We start from the raw sequence: 16,728 nt of genomic DNA, 5'->3' as shown, positions 1-16,728 counted from the left end.
GCGTTTAACGGGAATACGCAACGCTCCAGTGAGCACAAGGGACCGCGCATGGAAAGCCTTTCGAATGCCCGCGCCGGCGCGATCGCCATGAACCGCTTCGGCCTCGGCGCGCGCGCCGACGAGACGCCGCCCGCCAACCCTCGCGGCTGGCTGCTCGGCCAGTTCCAGGCCTACGAACCACTGCCCGCCGCATGGCGCAACGAGCCCGGCGCACTGGCGCTCGCGGCGCGCTTCGGGGAGGAACGCCAGCAAGGCATGGCGGGCAGCGCGGCAGCGAGCGCGGCTTCAGAGACGAACGCACAAGAGAACGCGCAACAAGCCGCACGCCGCGCGGTCAACCAGGCGATCCGCCGCGAGAGCGTGGGCATCTACCGCAGCGCGGTCAACGCACGCCTCACGAGCGCCTTGCAGACCGATACGCCTTTCGTCGAGCGCCTCGTACACTTCTGGTCGAACCACTTCGCCGTATCGGTGGACAAGGCGCTGATTGCGGGCATTGCGGGCGCATTCGAAATGGAAGCGATACGGCCGCACGTGCTCGGCAATTTCGCGGACATGCTGGTCGCCGTCGAGCAGCACCCCGCCATGCAGCTCTTTCTCGATCAGGCGCGCTCCGTGGGGCCCGACAGCCGCGCCGCGCTGCGCGCCGATCAGCGCGACCCCGCGCACAAGCGCGGCCTCAACGAGAACCTCGCACGCGAGATCATGGAGCTGCACACGCTCGGCGTGCGCACCGGCTACACGCAGGACGACGTGACCGAATTCGCCCGCGCGCTCACGGGCTGGAGCGTGGCGGGCGTGCGCGGGCCGCAGCCCGGCAATGCCGCGCCCGGCAGCTTCGTGTTTCGCCCCGCGCTGCACGAGCCGGGCGCGCGCACCGTGATGGGCAAACGCTACGATCAAGCGGGCGAGCAGCAGGCGCTCGCCATCCTCAACGACCTCGCGCACGCGAGCGCCACGAGCCGCCATCTCGCGTTCCAGCTCGCTCGCCACTTCGTCGCCGACAATCCGCCGCCCGCGCTCACCGAGCGCCTCGCGCTCGCCTTCGAGCAAAGCGGCGGCGACCTGCCCACCGTATACCGCGCGCTCGTTGAAGCGCCGCAGGCGTGGGCGCCCATCGATGCGAAGTTCAAGACACCGTGGGAGTGGACCGTATCGTCGATGCGCGGTCTCGGCTGGCGCGAACCCGGCGAAGCGGGCGACATCAACGCCGCGCCGCTGCTCACGCAGCTTGGCCAGCCCGTGTGGCGGCCGGGCTCGCCCGCCGGCTACGACGACATCGCTGCAAGCTGGGCCGCGCCCGATGCGCTCGTGCGCCGCGTGGAAGTCGCGCAGCGCTTCTCGGCGCGCGTGGGCGACCGGCTCGATCCGCGCACGCTCGGCAACACGCTCATGGGCGCCACGCTCAGCGCGCCCACGGCCAGCGCGGTCGCGCATGCCGAGAGCGCGTCCACTGCGATCGCCTTGCTGCTCGTCTCGCCCGATTTCCTGAGGAGATAACCGCCATGGTTTCCCGCCGCCATTTCCTGCGCGTCGCCGCCGCCGGCGCGGGTGCGATGCTCGTCGCACCCCGCATCGTGTTCGCCAGCGTCGAAACCGAGCGCCGCTTCGTGTTCGTGATCCAGCGCGGCGCGGCCGACGGGCTCAACATCGTCGTGCCCTATGCGGAGCCCGCCTACGCCACGCTGCGCGGCCCGCTCGCCATCGACGTCGACAAGGCCACGAAACTCGACGGCACGTTCGCGCTGCATCCGTCGCTCGTGCAGATGGCGCAGATGTATGGCGAGAAGCAGGCGCTCTTCGTCCATGCGATCGCTTCGCCGTATCGCGACCGCTCCCACTTCGACGGTCAGAACGTGCTGGAAACGGGCGGCCGCGCGCCCTACCAGGTCAAGGACGGCTGGCTCAACCGGCTCGTCGCCATGCTGCCGGCCTCGCGCGAAAGCGCCATTGCGCTCGCGCCCACCGTGCCGCTCGCGCTGCGCGGCACGATCCAGGTAAGTTCGTTTGCGCCCTCGGCGCTGCCCAGCGCGTCCGACGATCTGCTCACGCGCGTGTCCGCGCTCTACGAAGCCGATCCGCAGCTGCGCGCGCTCTGGACTTCGGCAATGAATGCACGCGGGCTCGCGGGCGACGCGAGCGCGCGCCAGGACCCCGCGAGCGTCGGCAAGCTTGCGGCGGGCTTCCTCGCTCGCCCCGATGGCCCGCGCATCGCCATGATCGAAACCGGCGGATGGGACACGCACAGCGCGCAAAACGCGCGGCTCGCGAATCAGCTGAAAGCGCTCGACACGATGCTCGCCGCGCTGCGCGATGGCCTCGGCCCCGCATGGGACAAGACCACGGTGCTCGTCGCGACGGAGTTCGGCCGCACGGCCGCAGCGAACGGCACGGGCGGCACCGACCACGGGCAGGCTTCGGTAGCGATGCTCGTGGGCGGCGCCGTGGCGGGCGGACGCGTGCGGGCCGACTGGCCGGGGCTGCGCAGCGCGGATCTCTACGAGTCGCGCGACCTCAAGCCCACGGCCTCACTCGATGCATTGATCGCGGGCGCGGCCGCGGAGAGCCTCGGGCTCGATCCACAGCGCACGGCATCGACGCTATTCGGCGATGCGGGCACAAAAAATGCGGCTACGGGTTTGATAAGGGCATGAACGGATAGAACAGACGAACACGAAAGCGGGCCGCTTTACGTGGACCCGGATGCCGCCACGCGACGAGACCAGCCAGCCGTTCGGATAACCAAACAATTTCAGTCAGTGGAGGAAACCCGCCATGAAGATAAAACTACTGCATCCCGTGACCCTGGTCGCCTGCGCCGCCCTGCTTTCCGCCTGTATCGTGGAGCCGGCCCACCCGCCGGAGCCGGCGCCCCGCGTCGAGACACCGCCGCCCGCCCCCGCCCAGGGCTATGCCTGGACCAAGGGACATTACCGCTGGGAAGGCAACCAGTGGGTGTGGATTCCGGGACATTGGGTGCAGGGGTACTAACAGGGAACGTTGGGAAGGAATACTGAGTATTCGTATTGCGGCGGTGAAATTGCATTCACCGGGCAAATCGGCCGCCGCACCTCGTTGAATTCGAGCTTGCCGCAAACGGAGTCGTGACACCGACGCGCCAGCATTCGATCACCTCGCGCGCGCTGATGGTCGAGCACATGACCGGGGCGCCCAGGCATGTCAAGCGAATGAAAGGCAAGCTGCGCGGGCGACTGATTCTCGATTCGGAAATTCGCAAACGCGTACGCATGATCGTGGGTGCCGCCGCAGCCGACGACAAGGAGGAGTGAGCCGCTGCCATCGGAGCCTGCGATTGCGGCTGTCTTTGTCTAGACTGGAACGAGTACGTGCGCTTCCCCACTCGTGAAAGGAGGACCGACAATGCTCACGCAGCGAACGAAGGATATCGTGAAGGCGACCGCGCCCGTGCTCGCCGACCACGGTTTCGCCATCATCAAGCGTTTTTACACGCGGCTCTTCGAGGCCCACCCTGAACTGAAGAATGTGTTCAACATGGCGCACCAGGAACAGGGGCAGCAACAGCAGGCGCTCGCGCGCGCCGTCTATGCGTATGCGGAAAACATCGAAGACCCCTCGAGCCTCGCGGCCGTGCTCAAGAACATTGCAAACAAGCACGCGAGCCTCGGCGTGCTGCCCGAGCACTACCCTATCGTTGGCGAACATCTGCTAGGCGCGATCAAGGACGTGCTCGGCGACGCCGCCACGGAGGACATCATCTCCGCATGGGCGCAGGCCTACGGCAATCTCGCCGACGTGCTCATGGGCATGGAAAGCGAACTCTATGAAGGTTCCGGCGACAAGTTGGGCGGCTGGACCGGCTGGCGCAAGTTCGTCGTGCGCGAGAAGCGGCCCGAAAGCAGCATCATCACCTCGTTCGTGCTCGAACCGGCCGATGGCGGCCCGGTCGCGAACTTCGAACCTGGCCAGTACATCAGCATCGGCGTGACCGTGCCGGCGCTCGGCTTGCAGCAGATCCGCCAATACAGTCTTTCCGACATGCCCAACGGCCGGACCTACCGCATTTCCGTGAAGCGCGAGGCCGGCGGCCCGCAGCCGGCCGGCTATGTTTCGAACCTGCTGCACGACCACCTGAACGTGGGCGACGAAGTGAAGCTGGCCGCGCCTTACGGCAACTTCCATATCGACGTGAACGCGCATACGCCTATCGTGCTCATCAGCGGCGGCGTGGGCCTCACGCCGATGATCAGCATGCTCAAGCGCGCGCTTCAGGATCCGAACCGCAAAGTGGTGTTCGTGCACGGCGCGCGCAATAGCGGCGTGCATGCCATGCGCGACCGTCTGCGCGAGACCGCGGCCACGAACGCCAACTTCCATCTCGAGATTTTCTACAACGAGCCGCTGCCCGGCGACGTGCAAGGCCGCGACTACGATTACGCGGGGTTCGTCGACATCGGGCAGATCAAGCAGGCGATCCTGCAACCCGACGCCGACTACTATATTTGCGGCCCCATTCCCTTCATGCGCATGCAGCACGATGCGCTCAAGAATCTCGGCGTCCACGAAGCCCGGATTCACTACGAGGTCTTCGGACCCGGATCTCTTCGCGGAATAGGCGCGAAGTTCATGCAGGCAAGCGCGGCGCCAACGCCGCGCCTGCCGTTTCCATTGCTCAGAATCCGAACACTCTCAGCGCGTTGCCGCCCCGCACCGCGTCGCTTTGTGCTTTCGGCAGCCGCGCGGTATTGGCAAACGCGCCGCGCGTGTCGTGCACCTGGTGCGGCCAGTCCGTGCCGAACATGACCTGGTCCGCGCCCACCACCGAGATCAGGAACTCGAGCGAGGCCGGGCTATACGTGATGCAGTCGTAATAGATGTGGCGCAGATAGTCGATGGGCTTGCGCTTCATCTGGCGGCGCTGCGGAATTTCCACGTCGTCGCCCTTGGTGAAGCGGCCCGCGAGATACGGCAGCGCGCCGCCCGCATGCGAGGCGATGATCTTGAGGTTCGGATACTGGTCGAAGAAGCCTTCGAAGATCATGCGCGTGATGGCGAGCGTCGTATCGAACATGAAGCCCACCGACCAGCTCAGGTCGAACTTCGTCATGTCCATTTGTTCGGCGCCCGGCGGATCGGTGGGATGCACGAGCACCGGCAGCGAACGCCGGTCGATCTCGGCCCAGATCGGCGCGAACATCGGGTCCGTGAGGCTGCGGCCCGCCACGTTGGCGAGCACCATCACGCCGCTCGCGCCGTTGGCGCAGGCGCGCTCCAGTTCCTGCACCGCACGCGCCGGATACTCCCACGGCAGCGAAGCGAACCAGCGGATACGCTCGGGGTGTGCGGCCTGACCCTCGGCAATCGTGTCATTGGTCTCGCGCGCGGCCTGGCAGCTCGTTTCCTCGTCGCCCCAGAATACGTTCGGGCACGTCAGCGAAACGACCGAGACGTCGATGCCCGCTTCGTTCATGTGCTCGATGCGCAGGTCGAAATCGAAATGGCCCTTCTGCGGAATCACCACCGGCGTGTTGCCGCGGAACACTTCCTGTTGCCCATCGGGCCGCGTTTGAATGTTGTAGGCGCCGCCGCGCTGCTTGAGCAGTTCGAGCCACTTGTGCGTGAAGATATGGGTATGGACGTCGATGACGGGCATGCTGATGTCTCCTGTTCGAGATTTGCCGATGGAATAGCCGACACTTCGTCATCCTTATCGTGTGGAGTGAAGCGCCGGCGTGCAGGGGTTGCGCCGCTCCGCTCAGATGGACGAAGGCGCGGAAAGGTCGTTCAAATGCGGTGCGTCACGCTTGAGCATGAACGCGCCAACGAGACCCAGCGCGAAGAACACCGCGCAGAAGTGCGCTGGCGCCATGTTGTTGCCCGTGGTATGCAGCAGCCACGTCAGCACGAACGGCGAGAACCCGCCGAAAATCGCCGCGCCGATGTTGTACGAAATCGCCAGGCCCGTGGAGCGCACTTCGGTGGGAAAGAGCGCGGCGAGCGCCGTGGGAATCGGACTGTTCGAAGCGCCGATCAGCAGCGCAAACAGCAGCTCCACCGTCATGATCGACACGATGGAGGGCGCGCTCACGATCCAGTAGTAGGCCGGATACAGCACGACGAGAAATACGATGAGCGAGCCGCAGATCATGCGGTTGCCGCCCACACGGTCCGCCATGTGGCCGAACAGCGGAATCGTGACCACGCGCAGCAGCACGCTGGCGAGCAGCACAGTGAAGGGCAGCGTGACCGGCATGTGCAGGTTCTGCACCGAATAGATCGGCAGGTAGGTGATGATCACATACGCCATGACATTGAGCGCGGCGCTCAGCGCCGTCGCTACGAAAAGCTCGCGCGGGTATTGCGACACCACGCGGCTGAACGGCGCCTTCACGCGCTTGTCGATCTGCTCGAACGCTTCGGTCTCGGGCAGACTGCGGCGGATATAGAAGCCCACCGGGCCAATGAGCAGACCAAAGAGGAAGGGAATGCGCCACGCCCACGATTCGAGTGCGTGCGGCGTGAACAGGTGCGTGAGCGCGCTGCCCATCGCCACGGCCAGCAGCGCACCCAGCGCCTGGGCGAACATCTGCCAGCTGCCGTAGAGATTGCGCCGCCCTTTGGGCGCGTACTCGATCAGCATGGCCGTGGCCGTGCCGAACTCGCCGCCCGCCGAAATACCCTGCAGCAGGCGGGCGCACAGGACGATTGCGGGTGCAACGAGTCCGATCTGCTGAAAACCCGGCGTAAAGGCGACCATCGCGGCCGCCAGCGTCATCAAGGCGATGACGAGCGTGAGGCCCGCCTTGCGGCCCTTGCGGTCGGCGTACATGCCGAGCAGCACGCCGCCGAGCGGGCGCACCACGAAGCCCGCGCCGAACGTGGCCGTGGTCAGCATGAGCGCCGCGTATTCGCTGTCGCCAGGAAAGAACTGCTTCGCGATGATGATAGAGAGAAACCCGAATACGACGAAGTCGTACCACTCCAGCACGTTTCCGAGCGTCGACGCCACGGCGCCGCGCCAGCGAATGCGCGTATCCATTGCTCTCACGACTGTCTCCTGCGGCCGGCTCTCGGCGGGCCTGCTTGTATTGGATCGTTATCGGTTTCACCCGAATCTGCCGCAATGCAATGTAAGGCACTATAGTCATGAAGACAATCGAACAAATTCAATGGCTCCATAAAGTTACTTTATGCAACCGACCATCAAGCAACTGCGCGCGTTCGCGCTCGTCTGCCGCTTCGGCGTGCTCACGCGCGCCGCCGACGAGATGTTCATCACGCAGCCCGCCGTGAGCGTGCTGATCCGGCAGATGGAGGAAGCGCTCGGCATGCGCCTGTTCGACCGCACGTCGCGCTCGCTGCGGCCCACGGTGGCGGCCCGCGAAATCCTGCCCACCGTCGAGCGCATGCTGCGCGACCTCGAGTCGATCCAGTCGAGCGTCAAGGAGCTGGCCGGGCGCGAGCGCGGGCAGTTGCGGTTCGCCGCCACGCCGTCCATCGCGGCGGCCATCGTGCCACGGCTCGTGGCCGAATATCGCGCGCTGTATCCGAATATCGAAGTGTCGATCGACGACGCCGCGCCCGACCGGCTCACGGCCTCCACGCTCACCGGCGACGTGGAGTTCAGCATCGGCACGATCAGCGACAAACCCGAAGGCATTACGCTGCAATGTCTCGCGCGCGACCGGCTCTGCGCGATCTGCCGCAAGGACTCGCCGCTCGCGAAAAAGCGCCGCGTCACATGGGCCGATGCGCTCGGCTACCCGTGGATCGGCGTGAAGCCGGGCAGCGGCATACGCGGCCTGATCGACGAGACGCTCTTCGCGTTAGGCGAGCGCAAGGCTGTTGAATATGAGGTGTCCTATATGACAACGGGGCTTTCGATGACCCAGGCGGGGCTCGGCATCGCGATCTTTCCGGGCATGCTGCTCGGCGCGTTTCCGCACCGCGATCTCGTCGCGCGCAAGCTCGAAGCACCCGTCGTGACGCGCGACGTCAATCTGATCCGGCGGGCCGAGCATTCGCTTTCGCCCGCCGCGGAGTCGTTCATCGAACTTTGGTACAGGCGCATCGGCAAGCCGGCAGCCGTTTGAGCGCACGACCGCCTGTATCACCCCGCCCTCACTTGCGCAGCGCCTCGCCGGAGCATTCGATCATCCCCCGAATCAGGCGGCTGCGCGCGGAAGCACGCGACCACAGAATGCCGAAGCGGCGCGGCTCGGTTGCCTCGGCCAGCGGCAGGCGCGCGAGCCGCAAGCCCTTCGTAAGCGGCGTGCCGATATCGGGCACGAGCGAGACGCCAAGGCCGCGGTCCACCATCAACGCGATCGCCATCAGCGAGTTCAGCTCGAACAGCTCGCGCGGTGCGATCTTCGCGCGGCGCAAATACTGGTCGGCCTGCTTGCCGCCGCCCAGCGCACGGTCGTAACGGATGAACGGCTCGCGGCGCAGCAGGTCGTGCGGATCGGCGCGCGCGAATTTTGCCGGCGCGAGCACGACGATGGGCTCCTCGCGCAGCAGATGCCAGTCGTACGACTTCGGCAGCGCGAAGGCGGGATGCAGGCAAATCGCCACGTCCACCTCGCCGCGCTGCAGGGCTTCGAAGAGTTCCATCGACGTGCCCGCGCGTATCAGCAGCTTGACCTGCGGGAACGCTACGGCGAAGCGCGCCAGCACGTCGGGCAGCACGCTCAGCAGCGCCGACGTGATGGTCCCCACGCGCAGCTCGCCGCCCATTTCCTGCTCCTGCGCGAGCGCTTTCAGCTCATCGAAACCGCGCACGAGCGAGCGGGCGCGCTCCACCACGCGCTGGCCCGCCTCCGTGGGAATGACCGTGCGGCCCGCGCGCATGACGAGCGCCACGCCCAGTTCGCGCTCCAGCGCCTGGATTTGCTGCGCAATCGCGGCGGGCGTCACGCCCACGCGCCGCGCGGCCTCCGCCATCGAGCCGCTCTCCACGACGAGCAGCAGGTTGCTCAGGAACCCGGTGTCCATAAACGTAGCTTCTCTATGGTTTAAAGATAGGTTCGCATAGTTTATCTAAATCGTTGCCGATCGTAGACTGCCCTTCAGTGGTGATCTATACGGAAAGCATGGAGATGAGAAGCAAGTTGTTCGTGCCGGCATCGCGCCCGGAGCTGTTCGAAAAGGCGCTGGGCAGCGCCGCGGACGCGTTGTCGTTCGACCTGGAAGACTCGGTTGCCCCTACGCGTAAACCCGAAGCGCGTGAGGCACTGCGCACGCTGCTGGTGTCGCACGCCGTGCGCGAACGCGGCAAGGTGCTGATCGTGCGCGTGAACGCGCTCGACACGCCGTGGTTCGCCGACGATATCGCCGCCGTGGTTCAACCGGGCCTCGATTACGTGAATCTGCCCAAGCCCGAATCCGCCGACGACGTGCGCGCCGCCGCTGCCGCGATCGAGCGCGCGGAGCGCGCCAACGGCGTAAGCCGCCCCGTGAAGCTGCTGCTCAACGTCGAGTCGCCGCGCGCGCTGCGCGAAGCGGCGACGCTCGCCGCCGCGCATGCCCGCGTGGCAGGGCTGCAACTGGGTCTTGGCGACCTGTTCGAGCCGCTCGGCATCGCCCGGCGCGACCCGGCGGCCATTCAGCAAGCCATGTTCAGCCTGCGGCTCGCCGCGGGTGAAGCGGGCGTGTTCGCGTACGACTCGGCTTTCGCCAATATCAAGGATGCAGAAGGATTTCGCGCCGAAGCCGAACTGGCCCGTTCGCTAGGCTTTCTCGGCAAGAGCTGCATCCACCCGAGCCAGATCGCGCTCGCCAACGACGTGTTCCGCCCTTCCGACGAAGAAATCGCCCACGCGCTGCGCGTGGTGGAAGCGGCGCGCAACGCCGAACGCGACGGCGTAGGCGCTTATGTCGTCGACGGCAAGATGATCGACGCGCCTTTCGTCGAGCGCGCCCGCGCGCTCGTGCAAAGCGCCGAACGGCTTGGACTGGTTGCGTCCGCAACATCGAGCGAGGTGCGCCAATGAGCCGGCTTCCCGAAACGAATGCGGCGCCGCGCGGCCCGCTCGCGGGCGTGCGCGTGCTCGACCTGAGCGCCTATATCGCGGGCCCGTATGGCTGCACGCTGCTCGCCGATCAGGGCGCCGACGTCATCAAGATCGAGCCGCCCACGGGTGACAACCTGCGCAAGTATCCGTCGACGCTGCAGGCCGAAAGCCGCGCCTTTCTCGGCGTCAACCGCGGCAAGCGCGGCCTCGTGCTCGACCTGAAGCGACCGTGCGCGCAGGAGGTGCTGCTGCGCCTCGTCGAACAGGCCGACGTGCTCGTGCACAACTTCCGGCCCTGCGTGCCGGCACGCCTTGGCATTGCCTGGGAACAGTTGCGCGAGGTGAACCCGCGGCTCGTCTACTGCGCGGTCACCGGCTACGGCGACCAGGGTCCGAACAAGGACAAGGCCGGCTACGACCAGGTGCTGCAAACCATGACGGGCATGTGCGCGCTGCAGGGCAAGAGCGATGGCCCGCCCGAGATTCTCTATGGCTCGGTGGTCGACTACTACGCGGCCGCGCTCGTCGCAGCGGGCGTATCCTCCGCGCTGTTCGAGCGCGAGCGCAGCGGTGCGGGCCAGTACGTGGGCGTTTCGCTGCTGCGCAGCGCGCTCACCATGCAATCGGCGCGCATGATCTGGGCCGACGACGAACCGAAGGACGTGGGCCGCGACATGCGCTCGGGCGGCATCACCGGCATTCATCCCACGCGCGAAGGCTGGCTCTACATCTCCGCGAACACGCCGCATTTCTGGCAGGCACTCTGCGAAAAAACCGGGCTCGCTGCACTCGCGCAGAACGCGCGTTACGATTCGGTGCGCAAACGTGCCGAGCATCGCGACGAGATCGTGCCGCAACTGCACGCCGCGTTGCAGGCGCGCAGCGCGCCCGAATGGGAAGCGCACTTCGGCGAGGCGGTGCCCTGCGCGGCAGCGCGTACGGTCGAAGACATGTTCGACGATCCCCAGGTGCTCGCCGAGGAGATGGTCACGCGTTACGACTATCCCGGCGTGGGCGCGTATCGCGGCTTTCGCGAGCCGATTCGCTTCGGCGCGACGCCGGCACCGGACCCGATCGCGGCGCCCGCCTTCGGCGAGCATTCCGATGCGGTGCTGCGCGAAGCCGGCTGGAGCGATGCCGATATCGAACGATTGAGAAACGAGCACGCCGTGCTCTGAACACACAAAGCGGCATTCGCGCGCATCCATGCCTGGCGGCGCGCGGCAAACAAGGAGACAACGCGATGGACCGTGAGCAGCATGTCCATACCCTCGACGCCCCCAGGGCGCGCATAGCGGCGCCTGCCTTCGCGTGCGATTCGCACATCCACATCTACGATCGCCGCTTCGCGGCCTCGCCTGGCAATGGCGCGCATCTCGTCGATCGCGCGACGGTCGAGGACTATCGACGCGTGCAGGAACGCACGAGCACGCAGCGCACCGTGATCGTCACGCCGCGCCCGTACGGCACCGATAACTGCGTGACGCTCGACGCGATCCGCCAGCTGGGCATCGACAACGCCCGCGGCGTAGCCGTCCTGCGCCCCGAGGTCAGCGACGCCGAACTCGCCATGCTCGATCGCGGCGGCATACGCGGCATCCGCTTCACGTTGTACACGCCGCATCAGGCGGTCGTCACCTTCGACATGGTCGAGCCGCTTGCGCGGCGTATAGCGGAACTCGGCTGGCATGTGCAACTGCACTGGACCGCCGACCAGATCGTCGAGCACGAGGCCTTGCTCACTCGCCTGCCCTGCAAGATGGTGTTCGACCATCTCGCGCGCTTGCCCTTGCCCGCGGGCACCTCGCATCCCGCGTTTGGCGTGGTGCGCCGCCTCGCCGCCGCGGGGCGCGTGTGGGTCAAGCTCTCGGGCGCCTACCTCGATTCGCAGGTGGGCCTCGCGGGCGGTTACGCCGACCTCGCCGAGACCGCGCGCGCATGGGCCGCACTGCTGCCGGAGCGCACGGTGTGGGGCAGCGACTGGCCGCACGTGACGGAGACGCACAAGCCCGACACCGCCGCGATCTTCGATCTGCTCGGCAGATGGGTCGAAGACGAAGCGGCACGCAAGCGGATTCTCGTCGACAACCCCGCCGAACTCTACGGCTTCGCCCGATGAACTAGCGCCACGGCGCCCCCATACAAACAGCCGCGCGCCAGGTACGCGCGGCCACATTCAGCACCAGGAGACGATACGTGAAGTCCACCGCCACCGCCGCACCCGTATGCAAGACACGCTTTACCGACGCGACGATCAGCCTGTTCGAGCGCACCATTCCCGACCCGTTCGTGCTCGCGATTCTCATCACCGCGGTCGTGGCCGCGCTCTCGGCGATGTTCGCCCCGCATGCGACGCTCAACACGCTCGTGGTCGGGTGGTACAAGGGCTTCTTCAATATCCTCACGTTCGCCTTCCAGATCACACTCGTGCTCGTCACGGGCCACGCATTCGCGCACGCCGCGCCCGTGCAGCGCGTGTTCAAGGCGCTCGTGGGCATCGCCCGCACGCCGGTGCAGGCCGCGGCGCTCACCTTCGTGCTCGTGGCCGTGGCCTCGTTCTTCAACTGGGGCCTGGGTCTCGTGGTGAGCGCGCTGCTCGCGCGCGAAGTGGCCAAGCGCATGCGCGTGGACTTCGCGTGGATCGTCGCGGCGGGCTTTTCGGGCTGGGTGGTGTGGGCGAGCGGCATTTCCAGCTCTATCGCGCTCGCGCAATCTACGCCGGGCAGCGCGATGAACGTCGTGCAAAAGCTCACGGGCGAAGTGCTGCCGTTCAACGACACCGTGTTCACGGCGTTCAACCTCGTCCCCGTGATCGTGATGCTGATCGCCACGCCCATCGTGCTCGCGCTTCTCAAGCCGCGCGATGAAGACGCCGTCGTGCTCGACATCGAGAAGAACCCCGACCCGGAACCGCGCAAACGCCCCGAAGGCAAGCTGAGCTTCGCGAAGTGGCTCGAATACTCGTGGATCGGCAGCGCGTTCATCGGCCTCGTGGGCGTGACGTTCCTCGTGCTCGCGCACATCGAGCATATCGAAGCGTTTTCGGGCGTGAACGCCGTGATCTTCGTGATGTTCATCGCGGGCGTGATTCTGCACGGCTATCCGCTCGCTTACGCGGACGCGGTCAAGAACGCCGCCAAACAAACCGGCTCGATGATGCTGCAATACCCGCTCTACGGCGGCGTGATGGGCATGATGGACGCCACGGGCCTGCCCAACGTGATCTCGCACTTCTTCATCGCGATCTCGAACACGCACACGCTGCCGTTCTGGAGCTATGTGTGCTCGCTCATCGTCACGTTCTTCATTCCGAGCGGCGGCGGCCACTGGGCCGTGCAGGGGCCGTTCGTCGTGCCCGCCGCGATCGCGCTGCACGCGTCGATGCCCGCGACCACCATGGCCGTCGCCATGGGCGAGCAGGTCTCGAACATGATGCAGCCGTTCTGGGCCGCGCCCGTGGTCGCGATGGCCGGCATCGGCGTGCAGCGCGTGCTGGGCTTCACGGTCATGACGTTCCTGCTCGGCACCGTGGTATTCGGCGCGGCGCTGCTGCTGCTCGTTTGATCGGCATTCTTCCCTAAAACCAACGAAGATCGAGGAGACACCGCATGCAACGGCGTGCATTCATGGCGTCGCTCACGGCGCTCGCCGCGAGCGCGGGTACATTCGGCGGCATCGGCGCGGCGCGCGCGCAGAAGGTCGCGTCCGCATCGGCATCGGCCACCATCGCGCAGCGGCTTGCGGCTTACGCCGCCGCACTGAACTACGACGACCTCGACGCCGGCACGATCGAAGCGGTCAAGACCCACACTGCCGACGCGCTGGGCTGCGGCATCGCCGCGCTCGGCGAGAAACCCGTGGGCATCGCGCGCCAGGTCGCGCTCAACTACGCGAGCGGCGACGGCCGGGGCGCAACCGTGCTCGGCACGCAGCGGCGCACGTCGCCCGACCTCGCGACCTTCGCGAACGGCGCGGCCATCCGCTACTACGACCTCAACGACGTCTACGCGGGCAAGGAAATCGGCCACCCGAGCGACAACATCGCAGCGTGTCTCGCGCAGGGCGAGGCCGAAGGTGCGAATGGCCGCGACCTGATCGTCGCCATCGCCCTTGCCTACGAAATCGATTGCCGCCTCATGGACGCCGCCTCGATCAGTTCGCGCGGCTGGGATCACCCCATCTTCAGCCTGCCCGCAGCCGCGCTCGCGGCGGGCAAGCTCATGAAGCTCGACGAGCGGCAACTGGCCGAGGCGGTCAACCTCGCGCTCAACGGCCACCTCGCGCTGAACCAGACGCGCGTGCAGACCATGTCGAACTGGAAGGGTCTCGCCGATGCCGACGCCGCACGCAACGCCGTGTTCTCGGCCGCCCTCGCGCGCGACGGACTCACGGGCCCCGCGCCGATCTTCGAGGGCAATGCGGGGCTGTTCAAGCAGGTGTCCGGACCATTCAGCATCGACACGGCGAGCTTCGGCGGCAAAGGCCGGCCGTTTCGCATCAATGACTGTGCCGTGAAGTTCTACCCGGCGCAGGCGCTCACGCAGACGGCCATTGCCGCCGGCATCGACGTGGCGAAGCAGGTGGGCGACCTCGACCGTATCGTCAGCATGGAGATTCGCACCTCGCACGAAGGCTACTTCTCGGCGGGCATGGACCCGCAGAAATGGGCCCCCGAAACGAGCGAGACCGCCGATCACAGCCTGCCGTACGTGACCGCGCGCGCCATGTTCGACGGCGATATCAGCCTGGCGAGCTATCGCCCCGAAGCGCTCCATGACCCGAAAATCCGCGCGTTCATGCAGAAGATCAAGGTCGTAGACGACTCCGAACTGACCCGGCTCTATCCGAAGTATTACGCGACCATCGTGAGCGCCACGCTCGCGGACGGACAAACCGTGTCGAAGCGCGTGGACGACATTCCAGGCTTCGCCACGCGGCCGATGCAGCGCGGCGACTTCGAGGTGAAGTTCCGCAAGAACGCGGCGCCTGCGATCGGCAAGGCGCGCGCCGACGATGCGCTTGGGTTTCTCTGGAGTCTCGACCAGCAGCGCGACCTCTCGCGCTTGTTCGCGCCACTCGTCGTGCACGCCTGAAGAACGCGGGGGAAAGCATCAACCCCTGCCGTGCCGCGCCGAAAGCTCCTCCAGATCGAGATCGCGTTCGAGCACGCGCAGCAGTTCGTCGTGGATGAGTCCTGCGCGGTGCATCTTCAACAGCTCCGCGCGTCCGGCCTCAACGGCGGCCAGCACGACGTCGTAGTGCGAGGTGCGCATCCCCTGCGGATAGCTCTCGGCGTTCGCATAATTGCGCGTCAGGTTCGCACGATACGTGTACTGCTCCAGCAGCCGCGGGTGGATCACGCTGCCGTCCGGCCCGTGGACGAGCGGCGTGATCGCCGCCAGCTGGGCGGCTTCGAGGCGCGCCCATGCCTGCGGCTCGTTGAGGTAGGGTTCCTCCCCTTCCATATCGTCCGCAGGCCTGATCAGCTTGATGAGCGGCCCGATAGTCGTGCCTTGCAGCAGCACCGTGAAGAGAATGACGGCAAACGCTGCGAAGAGGATGAGGTCGCGGCCCGGCATCGCTTCGGGCAGCGCAAGCGCAATGGCCAGCGTGACCACGCCGCGCATGCCGGCCCAGCTCACCACGGTTGCGCCGCGAAAGTCCGGCGCGCTCACGCGGCGCGGCATGATCCGGTGCAGCGCGGTCCTCACGATCTCGATGCCATACGTCCACACGCAGCGCGACACGACAACGGCGAGCACCACGGCCATCGCAGCCGGACCGAGCAGCGCGACCGCATTGCCCGTCCCGCCGAGGCGCAGCATGACGCCACGCAGCGAGAGGCCGATCAGCACGAACACCAGCGCCTCGAGCACGAAGACCATGACCTGCCAGAACGCCGTGCCGCGGCTGCGCACCGTGGCCGAAAAGATTTCGTGCTGATGCCAGCCTAGCTGCATGCCGCACGTGACCGTGGCGATCACACTCGAAACGCCCAGCATGTCCCCCGCGATATAGGCGATCCAGCCTGCCAGCACGGAGGCGGTGATGATCAGATACTCGCCTTCGAGCTGACGCAGCAGGCACACCACGACATAGCCGACGACAGCGCCGACCACGATGCCGCCCAGCGCGAGCCCGACGAAACTGAGCGCCGCATTCGGCTCGCTGAATACGCCCGTCAATGCCGCCGCGACGGCGAAGCGAAACAGCACGAGACCGGCGGCGTCGTTGAGCAGGCTCTCGCCTTCGAGCAGCACCATCAGGCGGCGCGGCAACGCGAGCCGTTCGAGCACGGCTTTCGCGGCGACCGCGTCGGGCGGCGACACCACCGCGCCCAGCGCGAAACATGCGGCCCACGGCAGCGATGGAACGGCCCAGTGCGCGACCACGCCAACGGCCCACGTCGTGAAAGCCACCGCGCCGATGGCGAAGAGCAGGATGGGCGCGAGGTGACGCTTGAAGTCGGACCAGACGAAGAAGTAGGCGCCGTCCATCAGCAAGGGCGGCAGAAACACGATGAGGACGAGGTCCGGGTCGATCACGACCGGCGGCAGGCCGGGCGCGAAGGCCATGGCGGCGCCGCCGACCAGCAGCGCGGCAGCGGGCGGCAGGCGCAGGCGTTTGGCGAGCAACTCGAGCGCGATGATGGCGATGAGCGAAAGGAGCACGAGCTTGAACGCCGACACAGCCGACATGAGGCTTCCTTGTTTTTACCCAGGTACGGTGAGCGGAG

At 66.5% G+C, this 16,728-nt stretch carries 13 protein-coding genes and 2 pseudogenes; 11 read left to right on the top strand and 4 right to left on the bottom strand.

All coding sequences use genetic code 11. The features are described 5' to 3' along the window. Positions 1–48 precede the first annotated feature (48 nt). From AB4Y35_RS32280 to hmpA, 5 genes and pseudogenes are all read left to right on the top strand, one after another. On the top strand, positions 49–1,500 hold the full coding sequence (locus tag AB4Y35_RS32280) for a DUF1800 family protein (RefSeq protein WP_368707608.1): 1,452 nt from the start codon (positions 49–51) through the stop codon (positions 1,498–1,500). Continuing rightward, positions 1,497–2,654, top strand: a complete 1,158-nt coding sequence (locus AB4Y35_RS32275; protein ID WP_368707810.1) for a DUF1501 domain-containing protein — start codon at positions 1,497–1,499, stop codon at positions 2,652–2,654. The genes AB4Y35_RS32280 and AB4Y35_RS32275 overlap by 4 nt, the downstream gene beginning before the upstream one ends. 121 nt (positions 2,655–2,775) lie before the next feature. Then, positions 2,776–2,991: a YXWGXW repeat-containing protein gene (locus AB4Y35_RS32270; protein WP_368707607.1), complete on the top strand. Its 216-nt coding sequence runs from the start codon at positions 2,776–2,778 to the stop codon at positions 2,989–2,991. A gap of 146 nt (positions 2,992–3,137) precedes the next feature. Beyond that, a pseudogene (locus AB4Y35_RS32265) lies at positions 3,138–3,290 on the top strand (GntR family transcriptional regulator); the annotation flags it as partial. Positions 3,291–3,381: 91 nt separating this feature from the next. Beyond that, a pseudogene (gene hmpA, locus AB4Y35_RS32260) lies at positions 3,382–4,594 on the top strand (NO-inducible flavohemoprotein). 57 nt (positions 4,595–4,651) lie between these two features. Here hmpA and AB4Y35_RS32255 read toward each other — a convergent pair. Both AB4Y35_RS32255 and AB4Y35_RS32250 read right to left on the bottom strand, forming a co-directional pair. Then, positions 4,652–5,632 (bottom strand): amidohydrolase family protein, encoded by a 981-nt coding sequence (locus AB4Y35_RS32255; protein WP_368707606.1) that lies wholly within the window; start codon positions 5,630–5,632, stop codon positions 4,652–4,654. 102 nt (positions 5,633–5,734) lie between these two features. Beyond that, positions 5,735–7,018 carry an MFS transporter gene (locus AB4Y35_RS32250; protein ID WP_368707809.1) on the bottom strand — a complete coding sequence of 428 codons (1,284 nt, stop codon included), beginning with the start codon at positions 7,016–7,018 and terminating at the stop codon, positions 5,735–5,737. Positions 7,019–7,169: 151 nt separating this feature from the next. On the opposite strand from AB4Y35_RS32250, the gene AB4Y35_RS32245 reads away from it, so the two are divergent. Continuing rightward, on the top strand, positions 7,170–8,072 hold the full coding sequence (locus AB4Y35_RS32245; RefSeq protein WP_368707605.1) for a LysR substrate-binding domain-containing protein: 903 nt from the start codon (positions 7,170–7,172) through the stop codon (positions 8,070–8,072). A gap of 28 nt (positions 8,073–8,100) precedes the next feature. Here AB4Y35_RS32245 and AB4Y35_RS32240 read toward each other — a convergent pair whose 3' ends face one another. Beyond that, entirely contained in the window at positions 8,101–8,973 is an 873-nt protein-coding gene (locus AB4Y35_RS32240) for a LysR family transcriptional regulator (RefSeq protein WP_368707604.1), read from the bottom strand. Positions 8,974–9,077: 104 nt separating this feature from the next. Between AB4Y35_RS32240 and AB4Y35_RS32235 the strand changes: the two genes are divergently transcribed. From AB4Y35_RS32235 to AB4Y35_RS32215, 5 genes are all read left to right on the top strand, one after another. Continuing rightward, a complete protein-coding gene (locus tag AB4Y35_RS32235) occupies positions 9,078–9,971 on the top strand; it encodes a CoA ester lyase (protein ID WP_368707603.1) in 894 nt (297 codons plus the stop codon). Further along, positions 9,968–11,170: a CaiB/BaiF CoA transferase family protein gene (locus AB4Y35_RS32230; protein ID WP_368707602.1), complete on the top strand. Its 1,203-nt coding sequence runs from the start codon at positions 9,968–9,970 to the stop codon at positions 11,168–11,170. The genes AB4Y35_RS32235 and AB4Y35_RS32230 overlap by 4 nt, the downstream gene beginning before the upstream one ends. A 65-nt stretch (positions 11,171–11,235) precedes the next feature. Further along, positions 11,236–12,111 (top strand): amidohydrolase, encoded by an 876-nt coding sequence (locus tag AB4Y35_RS32225; RefSeq protein WP_368707601.1) that lies wholly within the window; start codon positions 11,236–11,238, stop codon positions 12,109–12,111. Positions 12,112–12,188: 77 nt separating this feature from the next. After that, positions 12,189–13,556: a short-chain fatty acid transporter gene (locus tag AB4Y35_RS32220; protein WP_368707600.1), complete on the top strand. Its 1,368-nt coding sequence runs from the start codon at positions 12,189–12,191 to the stop codon at positions 13,554–13,556. 44 nt (positions 13,557–13,600) lie between these two features. Next, positions 13,601–15,085, top strand: a complete 1,485-nt coding sequence (locus tag AB4Y35_RS32215; protein ID WP_368707599.1) for an MmgE/PrpD family protein — start codon at positions 13,601–13,603, stop codon at positions 15,083–15,085. An 18-nt stretch (positions 15,086–15,103) separates the two neighbouring features. Here AB4Y35_RS32215 and AB4Y35_RS32210 read toward each other — a convergent pair whose 3' ends face one another. Continuing rightward, positions 15,104–16,690, bottom strand: coding sequence for a Na+/H+ antiporter (locus tag AB4Y35_RS32210; RefSeq protein WP_368707598.1), 1,587 nt, complete (start codon positions 16,688–16,690; stop codon positions 15,104–15,106). Positions 16,691–16,728 lie beyond the last annotated feature (38 nt).

This window comes from Paraburkholderia sp. EG286A, from assembly GCF_040965375.1.
In the GTDB taxonomy this organism is placed as follows: domain Bacteria; phylum Pseudomonadota; class Gammaproteobacteria; order Burkholderiales; family Burkholderiaceae; genus Paraburkholderia.
This window is presented reverse-complemented; position numbering and strand designations above follow the sequence as displayed.